This is a genomic window from Sphaerisporangium sp. NBC_01403, from assembly GCF_045040145.1.
Classification (GTDB): Bacteria; Actinomycetota; Actinomycetes; order Streptosporangiales; family Streptosporangiaceae; genus Sphaerisporangium; species Sphaerisporangium viridialbum.
In genome coordinates, this window is record NZ_CP109534.1 from 4,474,369 (window position 1) to 4,489,996 (window position 15,628).

Below are 15,628 nucleotides of genomic sequence, written 5' to 3' on the forward strand. Positions count from 1 at the left end.
CGTCGCCATGGACGAGGTGACAGTCGGTGGGCCCACCCGGGCATACGACTCTCGGCTCGACCACGGACTTGGCCGCAACGAGATTGATTGAAGACGGGGAAGAGATGACCACCACCGGCCTTGCCAAGGCGAGGGAACTGTCCACGCCATCACCGGATACCGACTCCGCGGCAGAACAGAGCCTGGCGGGGCTGCTGCGTCGTCCTTATCTCTGGAGTTTCTCCGCCGTTGTCCTCCTGCAGGTGATCGGCGCTGTCGCGGGTCTGGCACCGCTGCTGGCGGTCGTCGAATTGGGTCGTGCTCTGTTGTCGCCCGGCCCGATCGATCACGGTCATGTGTGGTTCGTGGTGATCGCGGGTGCGGTCGGCTTGTTCGTCCGGCTGCTGTTCACGGCCGCGTCGTCCGGAATCGGGCATCTTGTCGACGGCCAGGTGCAACTGTCGTTTCGCCGGCAACTGGCCGCGCGGCTGGGACGCGTACCGATCGGCTGGTTCTCCCGGCGCCGGACCGGCGAGCTGGCCAAGGTGGTGGGTGAGGACGTGAGTGCCGTGCATCCGTTCATCGCCCACACCCCCGGCGAGCTCGTCTCCGCATTCGTGGTGCCGCTGGTGTCGCTGATCTACTTGTTCACCATCGACTGGCGGCTCACGCTGATCACGCTGATCCCGGTGGTGCTTGCCATGGCGCTGGTCCCCTTGATGATGACCCCGAGCCGACTGCGCGAGCAGAAGGAATTCGATGCGGCCATGGGACGTATTGCGAGTTCCGTCGTCGAGTTCGTCCAGGGGATCTCGGTGGTCAAGGCGTTCGGCGGATCCGAGCGCGCCCACCGCAGATTCCTCACGGCCGCGGACGATTTCGTCAGCATCTTCTTCCGGTGGGTGCGCGGCATGTCCGTGATCGCCGCCGGGATGCAGCTGGCGCTGTCGCCGCCGTTCGTGCTGCTGGTCGTGCTGATCGGCGGTACGGTTCTGATCACGTCCGGTGGCCTGGCCCCGGCGGACCTGCTGCCCTTCCTGCTGCTGGGACTGGGCCTGACCGCTCCGGTGGCGGCCCTCGGCCACGGTTTCGACGAGATGCAGGCCGCCGGCCGCGCGGTCGGCCGGATCCGGGACGTGCTTGCGGTGCGGTCGCTGGCGGAGCCTGCGCACCCGGTCGCACCACAGGGTCACCGGGTGGAATTGCGTGAGGTTCGATTCGCCTACGAAGGCGATCACGAGGTGCTGCGCGGGATCGACCTGGTGCTCGAGCCGGGGACGATCACCGCGATCGTGGGGCCGTCGGGAAGCGGGAAGTCCACGCTGGTTCAGCTGTTGCCGCGGTTCTTCGACCCGAGTCACGGTTCGGTCGTCCTGGGTGGTGTCGATCTGCGCGAGATCGGCAGCCGGGAGCTCTACCGGCTGGTCTCCTTCGTCTTCCAGGATGTTCGACTGCTGCGCGCGTCGGTCGCGGACAATATCGCGCTGGCGGTACCGCATGCCGACCGCGATGACGTGGTTCGCGCCGCCCGGCTGGCGAACATTCATGATCGAATTCTTGAGCTGCCGCGCGGATACGAGTCGGTGATCGGTGAAGACACCGGACTGTCGGGTGGCGAGGCACAGCGGATCTCGCTCGCACGCGCACTGCTCGCCGCCACGCCCGTCCTGGTGCTCGACGAGGCGACCGCATTCGCCGACCCGCAGACCGAACAGGCGGTGCGCCGGGCCCTGGCGACGATGGCGGGCGATCGCACGATCCTGGTCATCGCCCACCGGCTGGAGACGGTCGCCGACGCCGACACCGTCGTGGTGCTGGAGAACGGGTCGATCGTCGAGCGCGGCAGCCCCGCCGAGCTGCTGGCACGAGGCGGAAAGTTCGCCGCGTTCTGGCAATCCCACCGATCGGCGATCGCCGACGAGACCGAGACCCCTGGTGGCGTACTGCGAGGAGACGAGCCCCGATGATTCGAATGCTGTTGCGCGTGCTGGGACACGAGTACGCCCAGCCGGTGCGTCGCACCGTGGCCCTGATGACGACGACCGCGATAGCCGAGGGCTTGGCCTACGCACTGCTGGTTCCCGTGCTGCGAGCACTGTTCGGGAGCGCACCCGGAGACGCCTGGCCCTCGCTGATCGCATTCGGGGCCGCGGCCGCGGCCTACGCGGCGCTGCGCTATCGCAGCGATTCATCCGGTTTCCGCGTCGGGACCACGATGTTGCGTGGCATGTATCACCGGCTCGGCGAGCATCTGGCCCGCTTGCCCATCGGCTGGTACAGCGCCGGCCGCGTCGGGGAGGTGTCCGTCATGGCCAGCCGCGGCCTCCTGCAGGCGATGAGCGTGATCGCGCATCTGCTGGCACCGTTCATCTCCGCCTGCGTGACTCCCCTGACGATCGTGGTCGTGATGCTCGCCTTCAACTGGCAGATGGGGCTGGCCGCGTTGGTCGCCGCACCCGTCGTGGCGGCGATCCAGATCTGGACGGCACGCTCGAGTGCCGCCACCGACGCCGAGCGCCACGAACGTGACAAGGAGGCCACCGGGCGCGTCATCGAATATCTCCAGGCCCAGCCGGTGCTGCGAGCCGGCGGCCGGACCGACGAACGCTTCCGGTTGCTCGACGACTCGCTGCGGGAAGTCCAGCGCGCGTCCCGCCGTTCCACGCTGTCGGCGCTGTCCGGTGCGGTGGGCTTGACGCTCACAGTGCAGGCGATGTTCACCGTGTTGCTGATCCTGGGCGCCTACCTCGCGCTCGGCGGGAGCATCGGGGCGGCAGAGGTTTTGACGATCCTGGTGCTCGCCGCCCGCTGCGCCGATCCGCTGCTGTCGCTGTCGGATATCGGTGGCAAGGTGCGCGGCGCGCGTTCCGAGCTGGTCAGACTCGACACGGTATTGCGCACCGAGCCGCTGCCGGAGCCTCGCGAACCGATCCAGCCGGAACGCCATGACCTGGAGTTCGACGTCGTCACCTTCCGGCAGGGCGGCCGCACGGTGATCGACGACCTGTCGTTGTCCGTGCCGCAGGGACAACGGCTCGCCGTCGTCGGGCCGTCGGGAGCGGGCAAGAGCACCTTGCTGCAGTTGCTCGCGCGGTTCTACGACGTGGACGCGGGCGCGGTGCGCGTGGGGGGCGTGGACGTGCGCGCGATCAGCACTGAAGTGTTGATGGCGAAGATCGCCATCGTCTTCCAGGAGGTCTATCTCTTCGACGGTACGATCGAGGAGAACGTGCGTCTGGGCCGTCCCGACGCCGACCAAGCCGAGATGCGGGCGGCAGCGACCGCGGCGCGGTTGGACGAGGTGATCGAGCGACTGCCCGACGGGTGGGCGACGAACGTCGGCGAGGGCGGCGCACTGCTGTCGGGTGGTGAGCGCCAGCGCGTCTCAATCGCGCGAGCGCTGCTGAAGAACGCCCCCATCGTGCTGCTGGACGAGGTGACCTCCGCCCTGGACCCGGTGAACGAGGCGGCCGTCCACGACGGTATCGAGCGCCTGATGGCGGGCCGGACGGTGGTGATGGTCGCGCACCGGCTACGGACCGTCCAACACGCCGACCGCATCGTCTTCCTGGACGGCGGCCAGATCGCGGAAGAAGGCGACCACGACGAGCTAATGCGCCACGGCGACCGCTACGCCGACTACTGGAATATTTCCATGACACCGGCGACCAGTGGTTGGGTCCTACCTGGACCAGCGCGGTGACCAAGTCTGCGGGGTCGGCCATCTCGCCGAGTCCTTCGCGTGTCTGGCCCATCGTCAGTGCTCCTGGTCGTCGCTGCTGGGCTGGGTCGGCATGCTCCCCTGCCTGGCAGAAATCCTTGCGGTCATCCTCGTGTGGAGAAAGCAGCCGCAAGGGGCCGAACGCATGAGTCCCCTCACGGCCGACTCCGATGGGCTGCGGTGAGTCGAGTGCCACCATCCATCCTCGGCGGCATCGCTGCGGTGAAGCGCGCGCTCTACCGCGGACGCACGGGCCGGCCGACAGCTCTCATGAGAGCGGTGAATCGCGTCGACGCGCTGCTGTATGCGTCGGGAGTTCTCACACCCCGGCAGACCGCGACGCTGGAAGTGACCGGAAGACGTTCAGGACGGCAGATCTCGTTGCCCATCACCGTCACCGAGCTCGACGGGCAGCGGTATCTGGTGGCGATGCTCGGCCCGAATGCGAACTGGGTGCGCAACGTCCGCGCCGCGGGCGGTCGTGCCGTCCTGCGCCGACGGGGCCGCGAACAGATCACGCTCGACGAGGTCCCCGTCACCGAACGCGGCCGGCCGCCACAGGTTGGGAGGGTCTCGCATGGCACCCACGCACGACCCTTACCCAGCACAAACCGGCAAACCACCACAAAAGCCGCAATCTTCTTGCAGGGTGGAGTCAACCCCACTGACGTGCGAAAAGGGAGCCACTACGAGGTGATGCGCTCCTCCCAATGCTAGAACCCCGTACAGAGCTTCTGATCGTTTTCACAGAACGCCGACAGGGTAAACCCATGCAATTGAGGTGCCGGCTGGGCGCCTATTTTCACAAGTGGGAAGACTGGTGGCTGCTCTTACCTCGCCCGTCGTGTCGCTCTTCGTTGAGGCGGGGACAGACGCGGGCCGGCCGGTGGGAAGCCGGCGCGAGGCCCGGGCCCGGACAACCACGGCGTGAACGCGATCCTCGATGCGCTGGTTGGTGATCCCCAGCGTGCCCTGCATGCTGCCGTCAAGATATTGGCGTTGTTCATCACCGCTGTGGTGGCGTTCCGGCTCAGCGGCCGCCGCTCGCTGGCCGAGCTCTCCCCGGTTGATTTCGTCACCGCCATCTCGGTAGGGGCGATCATCGGGCGTACCGCCACCGCCACCGACGCCTCGGGCATGACCGGGGCGGCAGCCCTGGTCACGTTGTTGCTCGCGCATCTGGTGGTCGTCCGCCTGCGCCTTTTTCCCGGGGTTGCCCATCTCGTGGATCCACCGCTGCGGGTACTGGTCCATGACGGTGTGGTGCAGCGGTTGGAACTGCGCCGCTGCTGCATGACCAGCCGGGATCTGGACAGCGTGCTACGTCAGCACGGCGTCACCGACCTTGCGAACGTGCACCTGGCGGTGTTCGAGCCCAGGGGCTCGATTTCCGTCATCACCCGGGACAAGGCACCAGGCGGCTCGCCGTGAGCACAGCCCGGCAGAGCCGAATGGCCCGGCCGATGGGGAAGAGATGAAGTCCGATCCTTGACAGCACGGCCGAACCTTGACGACCGCCTCATGCCTCCCGTCGCAATCGGTACGGATGGCAGGCCGGTGCGCCCGTACCACGTGACCTCGTCAATCGGCGGCAAGGACCGCACAAAGGGCCGCGTATGCCGCCTCGATCCGTGGTTTTGCCTGATTCGCCGCCGGGAAGGGCGACGCGGGTAACAGGTTCCAGAGCACGCCAGGTGCGCGCCGGTAAGCCGCACCCGGGCCCACGCACCCCCCTGTAACGGCCGACGCCGGTGGGCTGTACGACGCCAAGCTCGACCACGTCCCTGTGCTCGCGCTGACCGGCATGCAGGAGACCTCGGTGCTCGGGCAGTTGAACGGCATGACCTCGCCTTTGGGTCGTAGACCAGCGGGGAGTCGAGGTTGGCGCCGCCGTTCAACGGAATACCGGTGATCTTGTGCCGACCGAAGATCTTTTGCTGCAGGGCGACCGGTACCCGATTCCATTCGTCCAGATGGAATCTGGACGATGCGGATCACCTGGTAGGTGCCGGCGGCGGTCCAGGCCGGTTCGGGAGAGGGCGGATGCGCCCAGATGAACTTGTCGATCCGGCCCTTGACGTCGGTCAGGAAGTGGTTGGCGACGTCGTCGTGGAATCCGAGCAGGTCACGGGGGGTTCCACTCGGGCGTTGCGGGCTGCGGAACCCGTCGATGCGCCAGCGCTGCCGCATCAGCCCACCGGTGCGCGTATGAATCTCGATCAGCGCGTTCACCAACGCGTCGGCGTGGTTGGCGCACAACTGCAACAGCAGGTCTCCGTGGCATTCAGCGGGTCAAGGTCATCATGGTGTGATGGCCTGCTGCGGGTCCATCCCGCCCTGCACCGCGTCCACCACCGGGTCGAGCATCGCCATCTTGGTGGTCGCGGTGGCCGGCGCGCCCTCCAGCAGCCGGGCGTCCATCGTCGCGAGCATCTCGACGTGACCGATCTCCTCGGTCACGATCATCCGCTCATCGCCCTGCGAGACCGAGATGTGTCACGTATGGCATGGGCTGCGTTGATCAGGCCGATGTGGCTGAGAGCCTGCGGATAGTTGCCGATCGGCTCTCCGGTGGCCGAGTCGACCTCCTCGGCGAGCAGGCCGACGTCGTTGGCGTACGAGGCGGCGGTCTCGAACACCCTTCTGGCCGCGGGTTGCTCGCCGGTGAGGGCCAGGGCGTGCGCGAGCCAGAAGGTGCACAGCAGGAACGTGCCCTCCTGTCCGGCGAGCCCGTCGGCGGCGTGGTAGCGGTGGACGAGGCCGCGGGCGTCGCTCAGGCGGGTGGCGATGGCGCGCACGGTGGACCGGACCCGTGGATCGTCTGGGGCGAGGAATCCGACCAGCGGCACCACCAGGAGCGCGGCGTCCAGGGCGGTGCCGCCGAAGGTCTGCGTGAAGGCGCCGATGCGCTCGTTCCACGCCTGGCTCAGGATCGCGGCGCGGATCTCGTCCCGTATGTGCGTCCAGTCACCGACGCGTCCGCTCGCTCCCAGCAGGGGGGCAAGCCGGATGGCCCGGTCCAGCCCGACCCAGCACATCAGCTTGGAATGTGTGAAGTGCCGGCTGGGTCCGCGGACCTCCCAGATGCCCTGGTCCGGCTCCCTCCAGCGACGGGCGGCGGCCTCGGCCACCCCGACCAGCATCGCGCGGGTGAACGGGTCGAACGGGCCGGTATCGCAGTAGGTCTGGTGGGCGGCGTCCAGCAACTCCCCGTAGACGTCGAGCTGGGCCTGGTGCCAGGCGTCGTTGCCTACCCGTACCGGAGAGCTGCCGCGCCAGCCGCGCAGGTGCGGCAGGCGTCGTTCGCTCAGGTCGCGTTCGCCGCCGACGCCGTACATGATCTGCAGATCGGCGCCGCGATCGAGCTGTGTGGCCGAGGCGCGGGCCAGGAAGCCGAAGAAGGCGGTCTCCTCGATCTCGCAGGCGGCGGTGGACAGGGCCTGCAGGGTGAAGCTGGCGTCCCGGACCCAGGTGTAGCGGTAGTCCCAGTTGCGCTCCCCGCCGATGCACTCGGGCAGGGATGTGGTGACCGCGGCGACGACGGCCCCTGTGGGGGCGTACGTCATCGCCTTCAGCACTCTGCCGCTGTGCTCGACCAGATCGCGCCAGGGGCCTTCGTAGTTCGCGTGCAGCCGTGACCACGAACGCCAGCCCCGGACAGTGTCCTTGACCCTGCGCCGTACCTCGCGAGAGGTGCGGCACGGCGGATCAGGGTCCCATGCCCAGCCGGCCTGAAACGCGAAGCCGAGGCTCTGCCCGGCGCGCAAGGTGACGGCGGCGTCCGCGACGGAGCCGCTCACCCGCAACTCCACCGGGCTGGACAGGGTCAGCGCGGTCGCACCGCCACGCGCGATCAGACCGCCGCGGACGGGCTGCATCAGCGGGTGGACGAGGCCGAACTCCGGACGCGGCGCGTAGGCCACGTCCACGGCCACACTGCCCTCGACGCAGGTCACCTGCCGCAGCACCATCCCGGCGGAGGACGCTCCCAGATCGTGCCCACGCTCCCCGGCGCCCAGGGCGAGAGCGTCCGTCAGGACCAGCGTGCCCTCACGGGTACGGAATGTGGTCTCCAGCACCAGGGTGCCGGGGACGTAGCGGCGGGTGACCTCGGCCGGGCAGGCCGGGCCGATCGTCCAGTGGCCGGCATCGTCATCGAGCAGCCGGGCGAAGATCGCGGGGCTGTCGAAGCGAGGCAGGCACAGCCAGTCCACCGAGCCGTCGCGGCTCACCAGGGCGGCCGACCGGCAGTCCGACAACATCGCGTAGTCGCCGATCGGCCGGGTGCTCACCAGTGCGCCTTGCCGGCCCGGCGGCCGCCGGCCGCGCGCCGCACACCGTAGACGAGTGCGGACCCGGCGAAGAGCGCCAGGGTGACCAGCAGCCATCGGCCGAGGTACGGGTCGGTGCTCAGGGCCGTCGCCTTCCGGTAGTTGTACTCGGACGCGCGCAAAATGAGGGGGAACCAGATAAGCAGCAGCAGCCCCGACAGCCCCGCCGGTACCCGCAGGTAGGCGACCGACGGCCCCGGTCGCCTATCGCCCACCGCTGGGAGGCGCTGTAGGCAACGGTCCGCCGCGGAGTAGAGAGGAAGGACGACGAGATCGTGCAGGATCACGGCTCCGAGGAACCACAGCAGGAATCCCAGCAGGATGCCGGCGGCGATGACGCGGGTGAGGGCGTAGGCGGCCACCCCGAAGCAGGCGAACAGCGCGAACAGGTGCCACAGACCGGCGCCATAGCGTTCTCGCGCCCGCCGGCGCGCCGCGCCGATCCTGCCCCTCATGGCACTGATCCCGCCCCTCATGGCGGGGCCCGGAAGTCGAGCTCGCGCACCCACTTGGTGTTGTGCACGCCGGGGGCGTTGGGCACCATGATCCGGGCGGGGAACCCGTGGTCCAGCGACAGGTCGGCGCCGTTGACCCGCAGCGCCAGCAGGGAACGGGGATCGGTCGCCTGCCCCGGGCTCAGCGACACGTGGCTGAACACGCCGCCCCGCTGCAGCGAGCGGACGTAGACGCCCGCGCCGCCGTCCGCCCCGCTCAAACGTGCCAAGTCGGTGAGCCGGACGCCGGTCCACGTCTGTTCGGTGGACCATCCCTCCACGCACGCGATCGGCAACCGGTAGGTGTACAGCGGCATGGCCAGCAGCTCCTCACGCGACAGCCGCACCTGACGGGCGCCATGCACCGTCAGCCGCCACCCGGGCCCGGTTTCGGCCGCGACGACGCCCACGCTCGCCGCCGTCTTGTTCACCTGGAAGTCGTTCGGCCCGGACCCGTAGTACCGCCCGTGCGGGGCGAGCAGCGCCGTACGCCGCAGCGGGCCGTCCATCGTCTGCCCGGCCGACAGGCCGAGTACGGCCAGGGAGCCGCCGCCGACGAAGGCCAGCAGGCCCCGGCGTGAGATGGTCGGCGGCGCGGGAGCGGCGGCGACCAGGCCGTCGGGGTCAGGTGGTTCCGGGCGCGTGTCGCGCAGAGATGTGCGCAGTTCCTGATGGAAGCTGCGGGATCGCAGGGATGTGAGCAGCCGGGGCAGCTTGATGGCGATGTGCACCGCCAGCGCGGCCAGGAAGATCCATGCGCCGTACAGGTGCGCCGGGTAGAAGGAGAAGGGGAAGACGTAGAAGAGCTGGATGTTGAGGATGCCGGTGACGAACTCGAAGACCGCGCCGCCGACCAGGAGCAGCAGGCTGGCCCGTTCGAGCGTCTGCGCCGGGCTGCCGGTCGGCGGCCAGGCGAACAGCTTGGGGATCACCGACCACAGCTTGGCCAGCAGGATCGGCACCAGCGTCAGGCCGAGGATTACGTGCACGCCCTGGGTGACGCGGTAGAGCCAGACCGGGCTGGTCGGCCAGTCGAAGAGATAGAAGCCGAACAGCCCTCTTTCCGGCGTGATGTCGTTGCCCGGTAGCCGGGGATCATAGGCGGCGTACGAGATCAGGCCCGTGATGGCCACCAGCGGAAGCCCGACCAGCAGCACCAGCCCGAACACGGAGGTGAGCCACGGGCCACGCAGCGGACTGCGCCAGAACTCCGGCCGGAACGGGCCCGGCGGACGCTCCTGCCCCCGCAGGTACCCCCTCAGCCGCGCGCCGGGCCTGCTTGCCGCAGACCGGCCCTGATGGTGGCGGCGCCCGTCCGACGCATCCGACATGATCCCCCCGAAGCCGGTGCAGGCAGAAGCCGGCCACCGACCTACCGCCAGTCCTCACCGCGAACACCGTCGGCCAAAGTCGGACGACGCCCTGTTTTCCGTCATACTCCCTCTCCGGGGGAATGGCTTTCCCCAAGCGGGAGCAGCGGGAAGACCGCGTACCTCAGGTGGCCTGGGACGCGATGTGGGCGAGCGTCGTGTCCAGGGCGGCCTCCAGGGCCGTGGTGTCGCGGCGGATCTGGGCGAGGAGCAGCCCGCCCTGCAGGGCCGACAGGAGGGCCAGGGCCAGCCGGTCGGTAGGGGTCCGCCTCGCGGAGCAGCGAGAGCCGCCCCCGGCCCAACCCGTACCGCGGGCGTCCTGGTCGAATGGGGCGAGAGCATCGAGGAGATCGCCAAGGGACTGCCCATGGGCCGCACCGCCCGCCCGGCGGAGATCGCCGAGGCCATCCTGTTCCTCGCCTCGCCACGGTCGAGCTACGTCACCGGCGCGACCCTGGCAGCGCAAGGAGACCGCTTACGGGGCGCTGCCGTCGGCCGGGATGGTGTGGCAACCCCATAGTTCAGTGCCTGGGATCCGGGAAAGGCAGCCGCCGGTGCCGGCCAAGAATTCTTACGGCCTTCGAACGCTCCTGGGCCGTTCCGCCAGGACCGGTGGGATGGGGCCTACCGTCGGCCGGGTGAGGATACTCGTGACCGGTTCGGCCGGGTTCATCGGAAGTCATGTCGTCGAGGCGCTGGAGGAGGCCGGGCACGACGTGACGGGTGTCGATCTTCGGAACGGGGAGGACGTGCGCGACGCCGCCGTCCTGGACCGCGTGCTCCCCGGCATGGAGGCGGTGGTGCACCAGGCCGCCAAGGTCGGGCTCGGCGTGGACGTCGCCGACCTGCCGGAGTACACGTCGGTCAACGCCTATGGCACCGCCGTCCTGCTCGCGGCGATGGCCGGGCATGGCATCGGGCGGCTGGTGCTGGCGTCCTCGATGGTCGTCTACGGAGAGGGGGCCTACGAATGCCCCGGGCACGGGCGGGTGCGGCCGGGTCCACGTGCCGCCGCGGACCTGGCACAGGGGTGGTTCGAACCGCGCTGCCCCTGGTGCGGCTCGCCCGTGGCGCCCGTCACGATCAGCGAGGACGCGCCCGCCGACCCGCGCAACGCCTACGCCAGCACCAAGCTCGCCCAGGAGCACCTGTCCGCCAACTGGGCGCGGGAGACCGGCGGCACGGCGGTCGCGTTGCGCTACCACAACGTGTACGGGCCGAGGATGCCCAGGGACACGCCGTACTCCGGGGTGGCGGCGATCTTCCGGTCCGCGCTGGAGGCGGGCCGCGCGCCGAGGGTGTTCGAGGACGGCCGGCAACGGCGCGACTTCGTGCACGTCCGCGATGTCGCCCGGGCGAACCTCGCCGCCCTGTCCGGCGGCACGCCGGGAGCCCTGGCCGCGTACAACATCGCCAGCGGCGAGCCGCACACGGTCGGCGAGATGGCCGCCGCGCTCGCCGCCGAGCGGGGCGGCCCGGACCCCATCCTCACCGGCGAGTACCGGCTCGGCGACGTCCGGCACATCGTGGCCTCACCCGGCCGGGCCGCCGAGGAACTCGGCTTCCGGGCGCGCACCACCTTCGCCGAGGGCATGAAGGAGTTCGCCGGCGCTCCTCTTGCCTGACTCGCCCATGTGAGGTCCGGGTCACGGACCGTGTCGGCGACGCGAGAGGGATGGCCACCGGTCACCAGGGGGAGGCGACCAGCCCCTGCAGCAGCAGGCCGGTGACCACCTGCGCGGCGAGCATGCGGCGGCCGGGAGCGTACGCCGCCGACAGGCCGATCCACACGGCGAAGGGCACCCAGATGCGCTCCACCTCCCCCCGCGTCACCCCGCTGACGTCCAGCGCCAGCACCGCTACCAGCGCCGCGGCCACCACGGCGGCGATCCCGTGGCGGCGTGCCAGGTTCATCACGGCGGCCGCGATCCCGGACATGGGGATGTGGGCACGAGGATTCCCGCCGACCGCGGTGACGGCCGGGCAGTGGGTGAGGTGGTGCCCCGCGTGGACGAGGCCCGCAGTCGTGGCCGGTCCGGTGATCAGAGCGAGGACGGCCAGGTTCGCCACCAGGAAGTACAGGTAGGGGCGGGCCGCGCCCGGGTCGGCCGCCCACTCCGCGTGGGTGGCCGCCACCCCGGCGAGCCACGAAAAACCCGCCGCCGCGAACACGCCCGTCACGGCCGCCGCACCCGCCAGGGCCGCGAGCACCGCCGGGCGCGGCAGCCGGACCAGCACGGCGACGGCCAGCGGGATCACCAGATAAGGGACCAGCCCGTAGCTCAGGTACGGCAGAGCGCCCAGCAGCACCCCCGCCCCGCCCGCGAACCACGTCCTGGCCGCGGTACTCCGGCCGAGCACCAGGAGCGCGACGCCCCACGCGCCGGCACCGGCGAAGAAGGCGTCCATCGTGGTGGCGATCCAGACCGAGGCCGGGGTGAGGGCGAGGTACGGCAACGCCCGCCGGGCCGCCTCCTCCCCCGCCAGGCGGCGCACGGTCAGCCCGATCGCCACCATGGCCGAACAGCCGACGAGGATCACCAGGATCGCCGCCCACAACGGCCCGCCCAGACCCACAGCAGCGAGCGCCCACACCACGAGCACCGGCAGCGGCGGATGCCCCCGCACGTGCGTCGGATACTCCGGCAGCCGCTGCGTGAAGCCGGCCAGCCAGCCGAGCGGGTCGTGACCCACGGCGGGCAGCACAGCTAGGTACTCCTCACGGTGGGTGAACGGTGCGGCCAGTCCGTCGGCCGATATGGCCAACAAGATCGTCCAGGCCAGCGCGCACCCGTAGGCGACGAGCAGGGCTCGTCCGAACCCGCCCTGCCTGACCCATCCCGGCAGTTTCCGTACGGCGACCACCGCGAAGGCGACCACCGGCAGCAGCGTGACCGTGAGCACCCGGAAGTGCGCGTGCAGCGGCGGCAGGTGATCGATCCGCAGCACGCCCAGCGCGTGCAGGACCGCCCCCACAGCGAAGCAGCCAGCGATCAGCACCGCCCACCCGGCGAGCGCCCCGCGCGTCCGGCGGCCGCTCCCGCCGCCCGCCTCGTACATGCGGACGGCAGGAGCGGCCGTTCCCCGATCCGATCTTTCCGCCACACCGTAACAGTAGGTCTGAGCTGGGCTTATTTTGAAGACGGCGTCACCACACCGTAAGAATCTTCAGGCCTGCCCTGCCTTAGCGTCGGACCCATGGAGATCGACGTGGTACTGCCGTGCCTGGACGAGGAGGCCGCGCTTCCCTGGGTCCTGGAGCGCATGCCGTCCGGCTACCGGCCCATCGTGGTGGACAACGGGTCGGCGGACGACTCGGTGAAGATCGCCACCGACCTCGGGGCCCGGGTGCTCGTGGAGCCGCGGCGCGGGTTCGGCGCCGCCTGCCACGCCGGGCTGCTGGCCGCGACCTCGGACATCGTCGCCTTCATGGACGCCGACGCCTCCCTCGACCCGCGGCAACTGCCCAGGGTGACCGGGCCCGTAGGAGCCGGAGACGCCGACCTGATGCTCGGCCGGCGGATCGCCCGGTCGCCCGGCGCCTGGCCGCCGCACGCGCGCGCCGCCAACGCCCTGCTGGCCCACCGGCTGCGCCGCCGCACCGGGGCCGCGTTGCACGACCTCGGCCCGATGCGCGCGGCCCGCCGCACCGGGCTCCTCGCCCTGGCCCTGCGTGACCGCAGGTTCGGCTACCCGCTGGAGATGGTGCTGCGCGCCGCCGCGGACGGCTGGCGGATCGCCGAGGCCGAGGTGGACTACCTTCCGCGCGCGGGCCCCTCCAAGGTCACCGGCACGGTACGCGGCACCGTGCGCGCCATCGGCGACATGCGGCGGGTCATCAGGGAGACCGCGTGACGCAGATCCTGGTCATCGCCAAGGAGCCGGTACCCGGCCAGGTCAAGACCCGGCTCTGCCCGCCCTGCACCGAGGAACAGGCCGCCCGGCTCGCGGCCGCCGCCCTGGAGGACACCCTGCACACGGTGGCCGCGACGTGCGCGCCGCACCAGGTCCTCGCCCTCCAAGGGCTGCCAGGTCCCTGGCTGCCTCCCGGTTTCACGGTGATCCCGCAACGCGGGCGTGGCTTGGACGAGCGGCTCGCGGCCGCCTTCACCGACGCCCACGGGCTGCACCCCGTGCCGACCGTGCTCGTCGGCATGGACACCCCTCAGCTCACCCCGCCCCTGCTCGAAGCCGCCGCCGACGCGCTGACCGGGCATGACGCGGTGTACGGCCCCGCCGCGGACGGCGGCTTCTGGCTCCTCGGCCTGCGCCGCCCCGACCCCGCACTGCTGCTCGGAGTGCCCATGTCACAACCGGGCACCGGAGCGGCCCAGCTCCGGCGCCTGCGCCAAGCCGGACTGAGCACGGCCCTCATGCCCGAACTGCGCGACGTCGACACCTTCGCCGACGCCCTCCACGTCGCCGCGCAGGCCCCCGGCACCCGGTTCGCCGCGACGCTGGACGCCGTGCGCCTGAGCATGGCCGCGCACTGACCGCATCGGGCAGGTCAGCCCGCGATCAGCACGGTGTGGCCGCCGGCCAGTCTCGCCACTGCGGGCAGCAGTCCCTCCAGGCTCTGCGGATCCCTCGGGTCCCTCAGATTCTGCGGGTTCTTCAGGTCAGGGTGGCGAACCATCGTCCCGCCTCATTCCACTGATCCGCGAAAGGGAAGCCACAGCTGCGGGCGAGCGGTCCGATGTCGTCGGCGGAGACCGTCGCCCAGGGAAACCAGTCGGCCACCTGCCCGCCGCGACGCAGCCGCACCCACTCCACCCCGCTCGGCGACCCGGGCGGCGCCAGCTCGGCGATCACCGCGCCGCCGGGCCGTACCAGCTCGCGGAGCCGGCGCAGCAGGGCGTCCGGGTCGCCGCCGATGCCGATGTTCCCGTCGGCCAGCAGCGCCACGGCCCAGCGGCCGGTGCCGGGCAGCCGCTCGAAGACGCTTCTGCGCAGCGCCGGCGCACCGGCGCACCGCGTCAGCGTCACCGCCAGCGGGGTGATGTCGATGCCGAGGACCGGCACGCCCATCCGGGCCAGGGCCGCGGTCAGCCGGCCGGGTCCGGAACCGACGTCGAGCGTCGGCCCGCCGCACCTGGCCAGCAGTTCCCCGTCACCCTCGATCGGCCGCAGCCACCGCTCGGCGGCCAGGGGCCGGACCCGTCCGTCGGAGTACTCGACGTCCACGTCCCCTCCCATCAAGGCGTCCTCATAGAAGGCACCGATCACGCGGCGTCCCCCCGTTCGTCGGATCCCGTAGCAGGAAAGCCGGGACCGCCGCGATTGTCGTGAACCGGCCCGCATTCCGCGGGCGAACGCGGCGGACGACCGCTCATGGCGAAATGATCGATCACAGTCCGACGCTACAGCGGAATGCATTCGTTGACTCTTACGAGTCTGTGACGTGATGCCGGGGCCGCTGACCGCAGTGAAGGTGTCCTGACCAGGTAGGACGCATCACCACAGGCGTGGGCACGAACCTTTGGCACATTTGCATTGAATAGCGGATCGGCACACCAAATGCATCGCCTAAAATCCATTAAACCGATGTATATACGTCCCATAGGGACCATTTCTTCGCCGGGTCGCGCAGCGGACATCGCCCTGCGATCCGGCCGGCCCCGGATGAACGTTCGTCGAGCCCGGGAACCCTGTCAGCGAACCATTACGGCTGGGCGGCCTCCGTGGCAGGCGTGGGGCTCCCGCAGGTAGCGGATCAAGCCGATCACATCGGCG

The 15,628-nt window shown here is 70.3% G+C and carries 15 protein-coding genes and 2 pseudogenes; 8 read left to right on the top strand and 9 right to left on the bottom strand.

The window, feature by feature from the left end:
- The first annotated feature begins 104 nt into the window (after positions 1-104).
- From OG589_RS20135 to OG589_RS20150, 4 genes are all read left to right on the top strand, one after another.
- The gene (locus OG589_RS20135) at positions 105-1,946 is read left to right on the top strand and encodes an ABC transporter ATP-binding protein (RefSeq protein ID WP_405151224.1); all 1,842 of its coding nucleotides are present in this window, start codon (positions 105-107) and stop codon (positions 1,944-1,946) included.
- On the top strand, positions 1,943-3,682 hold the full coding sequence (locus tag OG589_RS20140; RefSeq protein WP_405151226.1) for an ABC transporter ATP-binding protein: 1,740 nt from the start codon (positions 1,943-1,945) through the stop codon (positions 3,680-3,682). Before OG589_RS20135 ends, OG589_RS20140 begins: the two co-directional genes overlap by 4 nt.
- A 288-nt stretch (positions 3,683-3,970) precedes the next feature.
- Positions 3,971-4,417: a nitroreductase/quinone reductase family protein gene (locus OG589_RS20145; protein WP_405152079.1), complete on the top strand. Its 447-nt coding sequence runs from the start codon at positions 3,971-3,973 to the stop codon at positions 4,415-4,417.
- 210 nt (positions 4,418-4,627) lie between these two features.
- The gene (locus tag OG589_RS20150) at positions 4,628-5,131 is read left to right on the top strand and encodes a DUF421 domain-containing protein (protein ID WP_405151228.1); all 504 of its coding nucleotides are present in this window, start codon (positions 4,628-4,630) and stop codon (positions 5,129-5,131) included.
- On the opposite strand, the gene OG589_RS20155 is transcribed toward OG589_RS20150, so the two are convergent.
- From OG589_RS20155 to OG589_RS20180, 6 genes and pseudogenes are all read right to left on the bottom strand, one after another.
- Positions 5,026-5,673: a hypothetical protein gene (locus tag OG589_RS20155; protein ID WP_405152080.1), complete on the bottom strand. Its 648-nt coding sequence runs from the start codon at positions 5,671-5,673 to the stop codon at positions 5,026-5,028. The genes OG589_RS20150 and OG589_RS20155 overlap by 106 nt on opposite strands.
- Before the next feature lie 196 nt (positions 5,674-5,869).
- Positions 5,870-5,974 (bottom strand): annotated as a pseudogene (locus OG589_RS20160) (hypothetical protein); the annotation flags it as partial.
- Between the two features lie 36 nt (positions 5,975-6,010).
- Positions 6,011-6,163: pseudogene (locus OG589_RS20165) on the bottom strand (manganese catalase family protein); the annotation flags it as partial.
- Positions 6,163-7,992 (bottom strand): glycoside hydrolase family 15 protein, encoded by a 1,830-nt coding sequence (locus OG589_RS20170; RefSeq protein ID WP_405151230.1) that lies wholly within the window; start codon positions 7,990-7,992, stop codon positions 6,163-6,165. The pseudogene OG589_RS20165 and the gene OG589_RS20170, both read right to left, overlap by 1 nt.
- The gene (locus OG589_RS20175; RefSeq protein WP_405151232.1) at positions 7,989-8,486 is read right to left on the bottom strand and encodes a hypothetical protein; all 498 of its coding nucleotides are present in this window, start codon (positions 8,484-8,486) and stop codon (positions 7,989-7,991) included. Before OG589_RS20175 ends, OG589_RS20170 begins: the two co-directional genes overlap by 4 nt.
- A gap of 17 nt (positions 8,487-8,503) precedes the next feature.
- Positions 8,504-9,856, bottom strand: a complete 1,353-nt coding sequence (locus OG589_RS20180) for a molybdopterin-dependent oxidoreductase (protein WP_405151234.1) — start codon at positions 9,854-9,856, stop codon at positions 8,504-8,506.
- A gap of 184 nt (positions 9,857-10,040) precedes the next feature.
- Between OG589_RS20180 and OG589_RS20185 the strand changes: the two genes are divergently transcribed.
- Together OG589_RS20185 and OG589_RS20190 are read left to right on the top strand one after the other, a co-directional pair.
- A complete protein-coding gene (locus OG589_RS20185; protein ID WP_405151236.1) occupies positions 10,041-10,415 on the top strand; it encodes an SDR family oxidoreductase in 375 nt (124 codons plus the stop codon).
- Between the two features lie 118 nt (positions 10,416-10,533).
- Positions 10,534-11,520: an NAD-dependent epimerase/dehydratase family protein gene (locus OG589_RS20190; protein WP_405151238.1), complete on the top strand. Its 987-nt coding sequence runs from the start codon at positions 10,534-10,536 to the stop codon at positions 11,518-11,520.
- 61 nt (positions 11,521-11,581) lie between these two features.
- On the opposite strand, the gene OG589_RS20195 is transcribed toward OG589_RS20190, so the two are convergent.
- A complete protein-coding gene (locus OG589_RS20195) occupies positions 11,582-13,000 on the bottom strand; it encodes a hypothetical protein (RefSeq protein ID WP_405151240.1) in 1,419 nt (472 codons plus the stop codon).
- A gap of 93 nt (positions 13,001-13,093) precedes the next feature.
- Here OG589_RS20195 and OG589_RS20200 point away from each other — a divergent pair, with 93 nt between their 5' ends.
- Positions 13,094-13,750 carry a glycosyltransferase family 2 protein gene (locus OG589_RS20200; protein WP_405151242.1) on the top strand — a complete coding sequence of 219 codons (657 nt, stop codon included), beginning with the start codon at positions 13,094-13,096 and terminating at the stop codon, positions 13,748-13,750.
- Positions 13,747-14,388 carry a TIGR04282 family arsenosugar biosynthesis glycosyltransferase gene (locus tag OG589_RS20205; RefSeq protein ID WP_405151244.1) on the top strand — a complete coding sequence of 214 codons (642 nt, stop codon included), beginning with the start codon at positions 13,747-13,749 and terminating at the stop codon, positions 14,386-14,388. Before OG589_RS20200 ends, OG589_RS20205 begins: the two co-directional genes overlap by 4 nt.
- A 14-nt stretch (positions 14,389-14,402) precedes the next feature.
- Here OG589_RS20205 and OG589_RS20210 read toward each other — a convergent pair whose 3' ends face one another.
- Together OG589_RS20210 and OG589_RS20215 are read right to left on the bottom strand one after the other, a co-directional pair.
- Positions 14,403-14,531, bottom strand: coding sequence for a hypothetical protein (locus OG589_RS20210; protein ID WP_405151246.1), 129 nt, complete (start codon positions 14,529-14,531; stop codon positions 14,403-14,405).
- Positions 14,510-15,091, bottom strand: coding sequence for a methyltransferase domain-containing protein (locus OG589_RS20215; protein WP_405151248.1), 582 nt, complete (start codon positions 15,089-15,091; stop codon positions 14,510-14,512). Before OG589_RS20215 ends, OG589_RS20210 begins: the two co-directional genes overlap by 22 nt.
- Between the last annotated feature and the right edge of the window lie 537 nt (positions 15,092-15,628).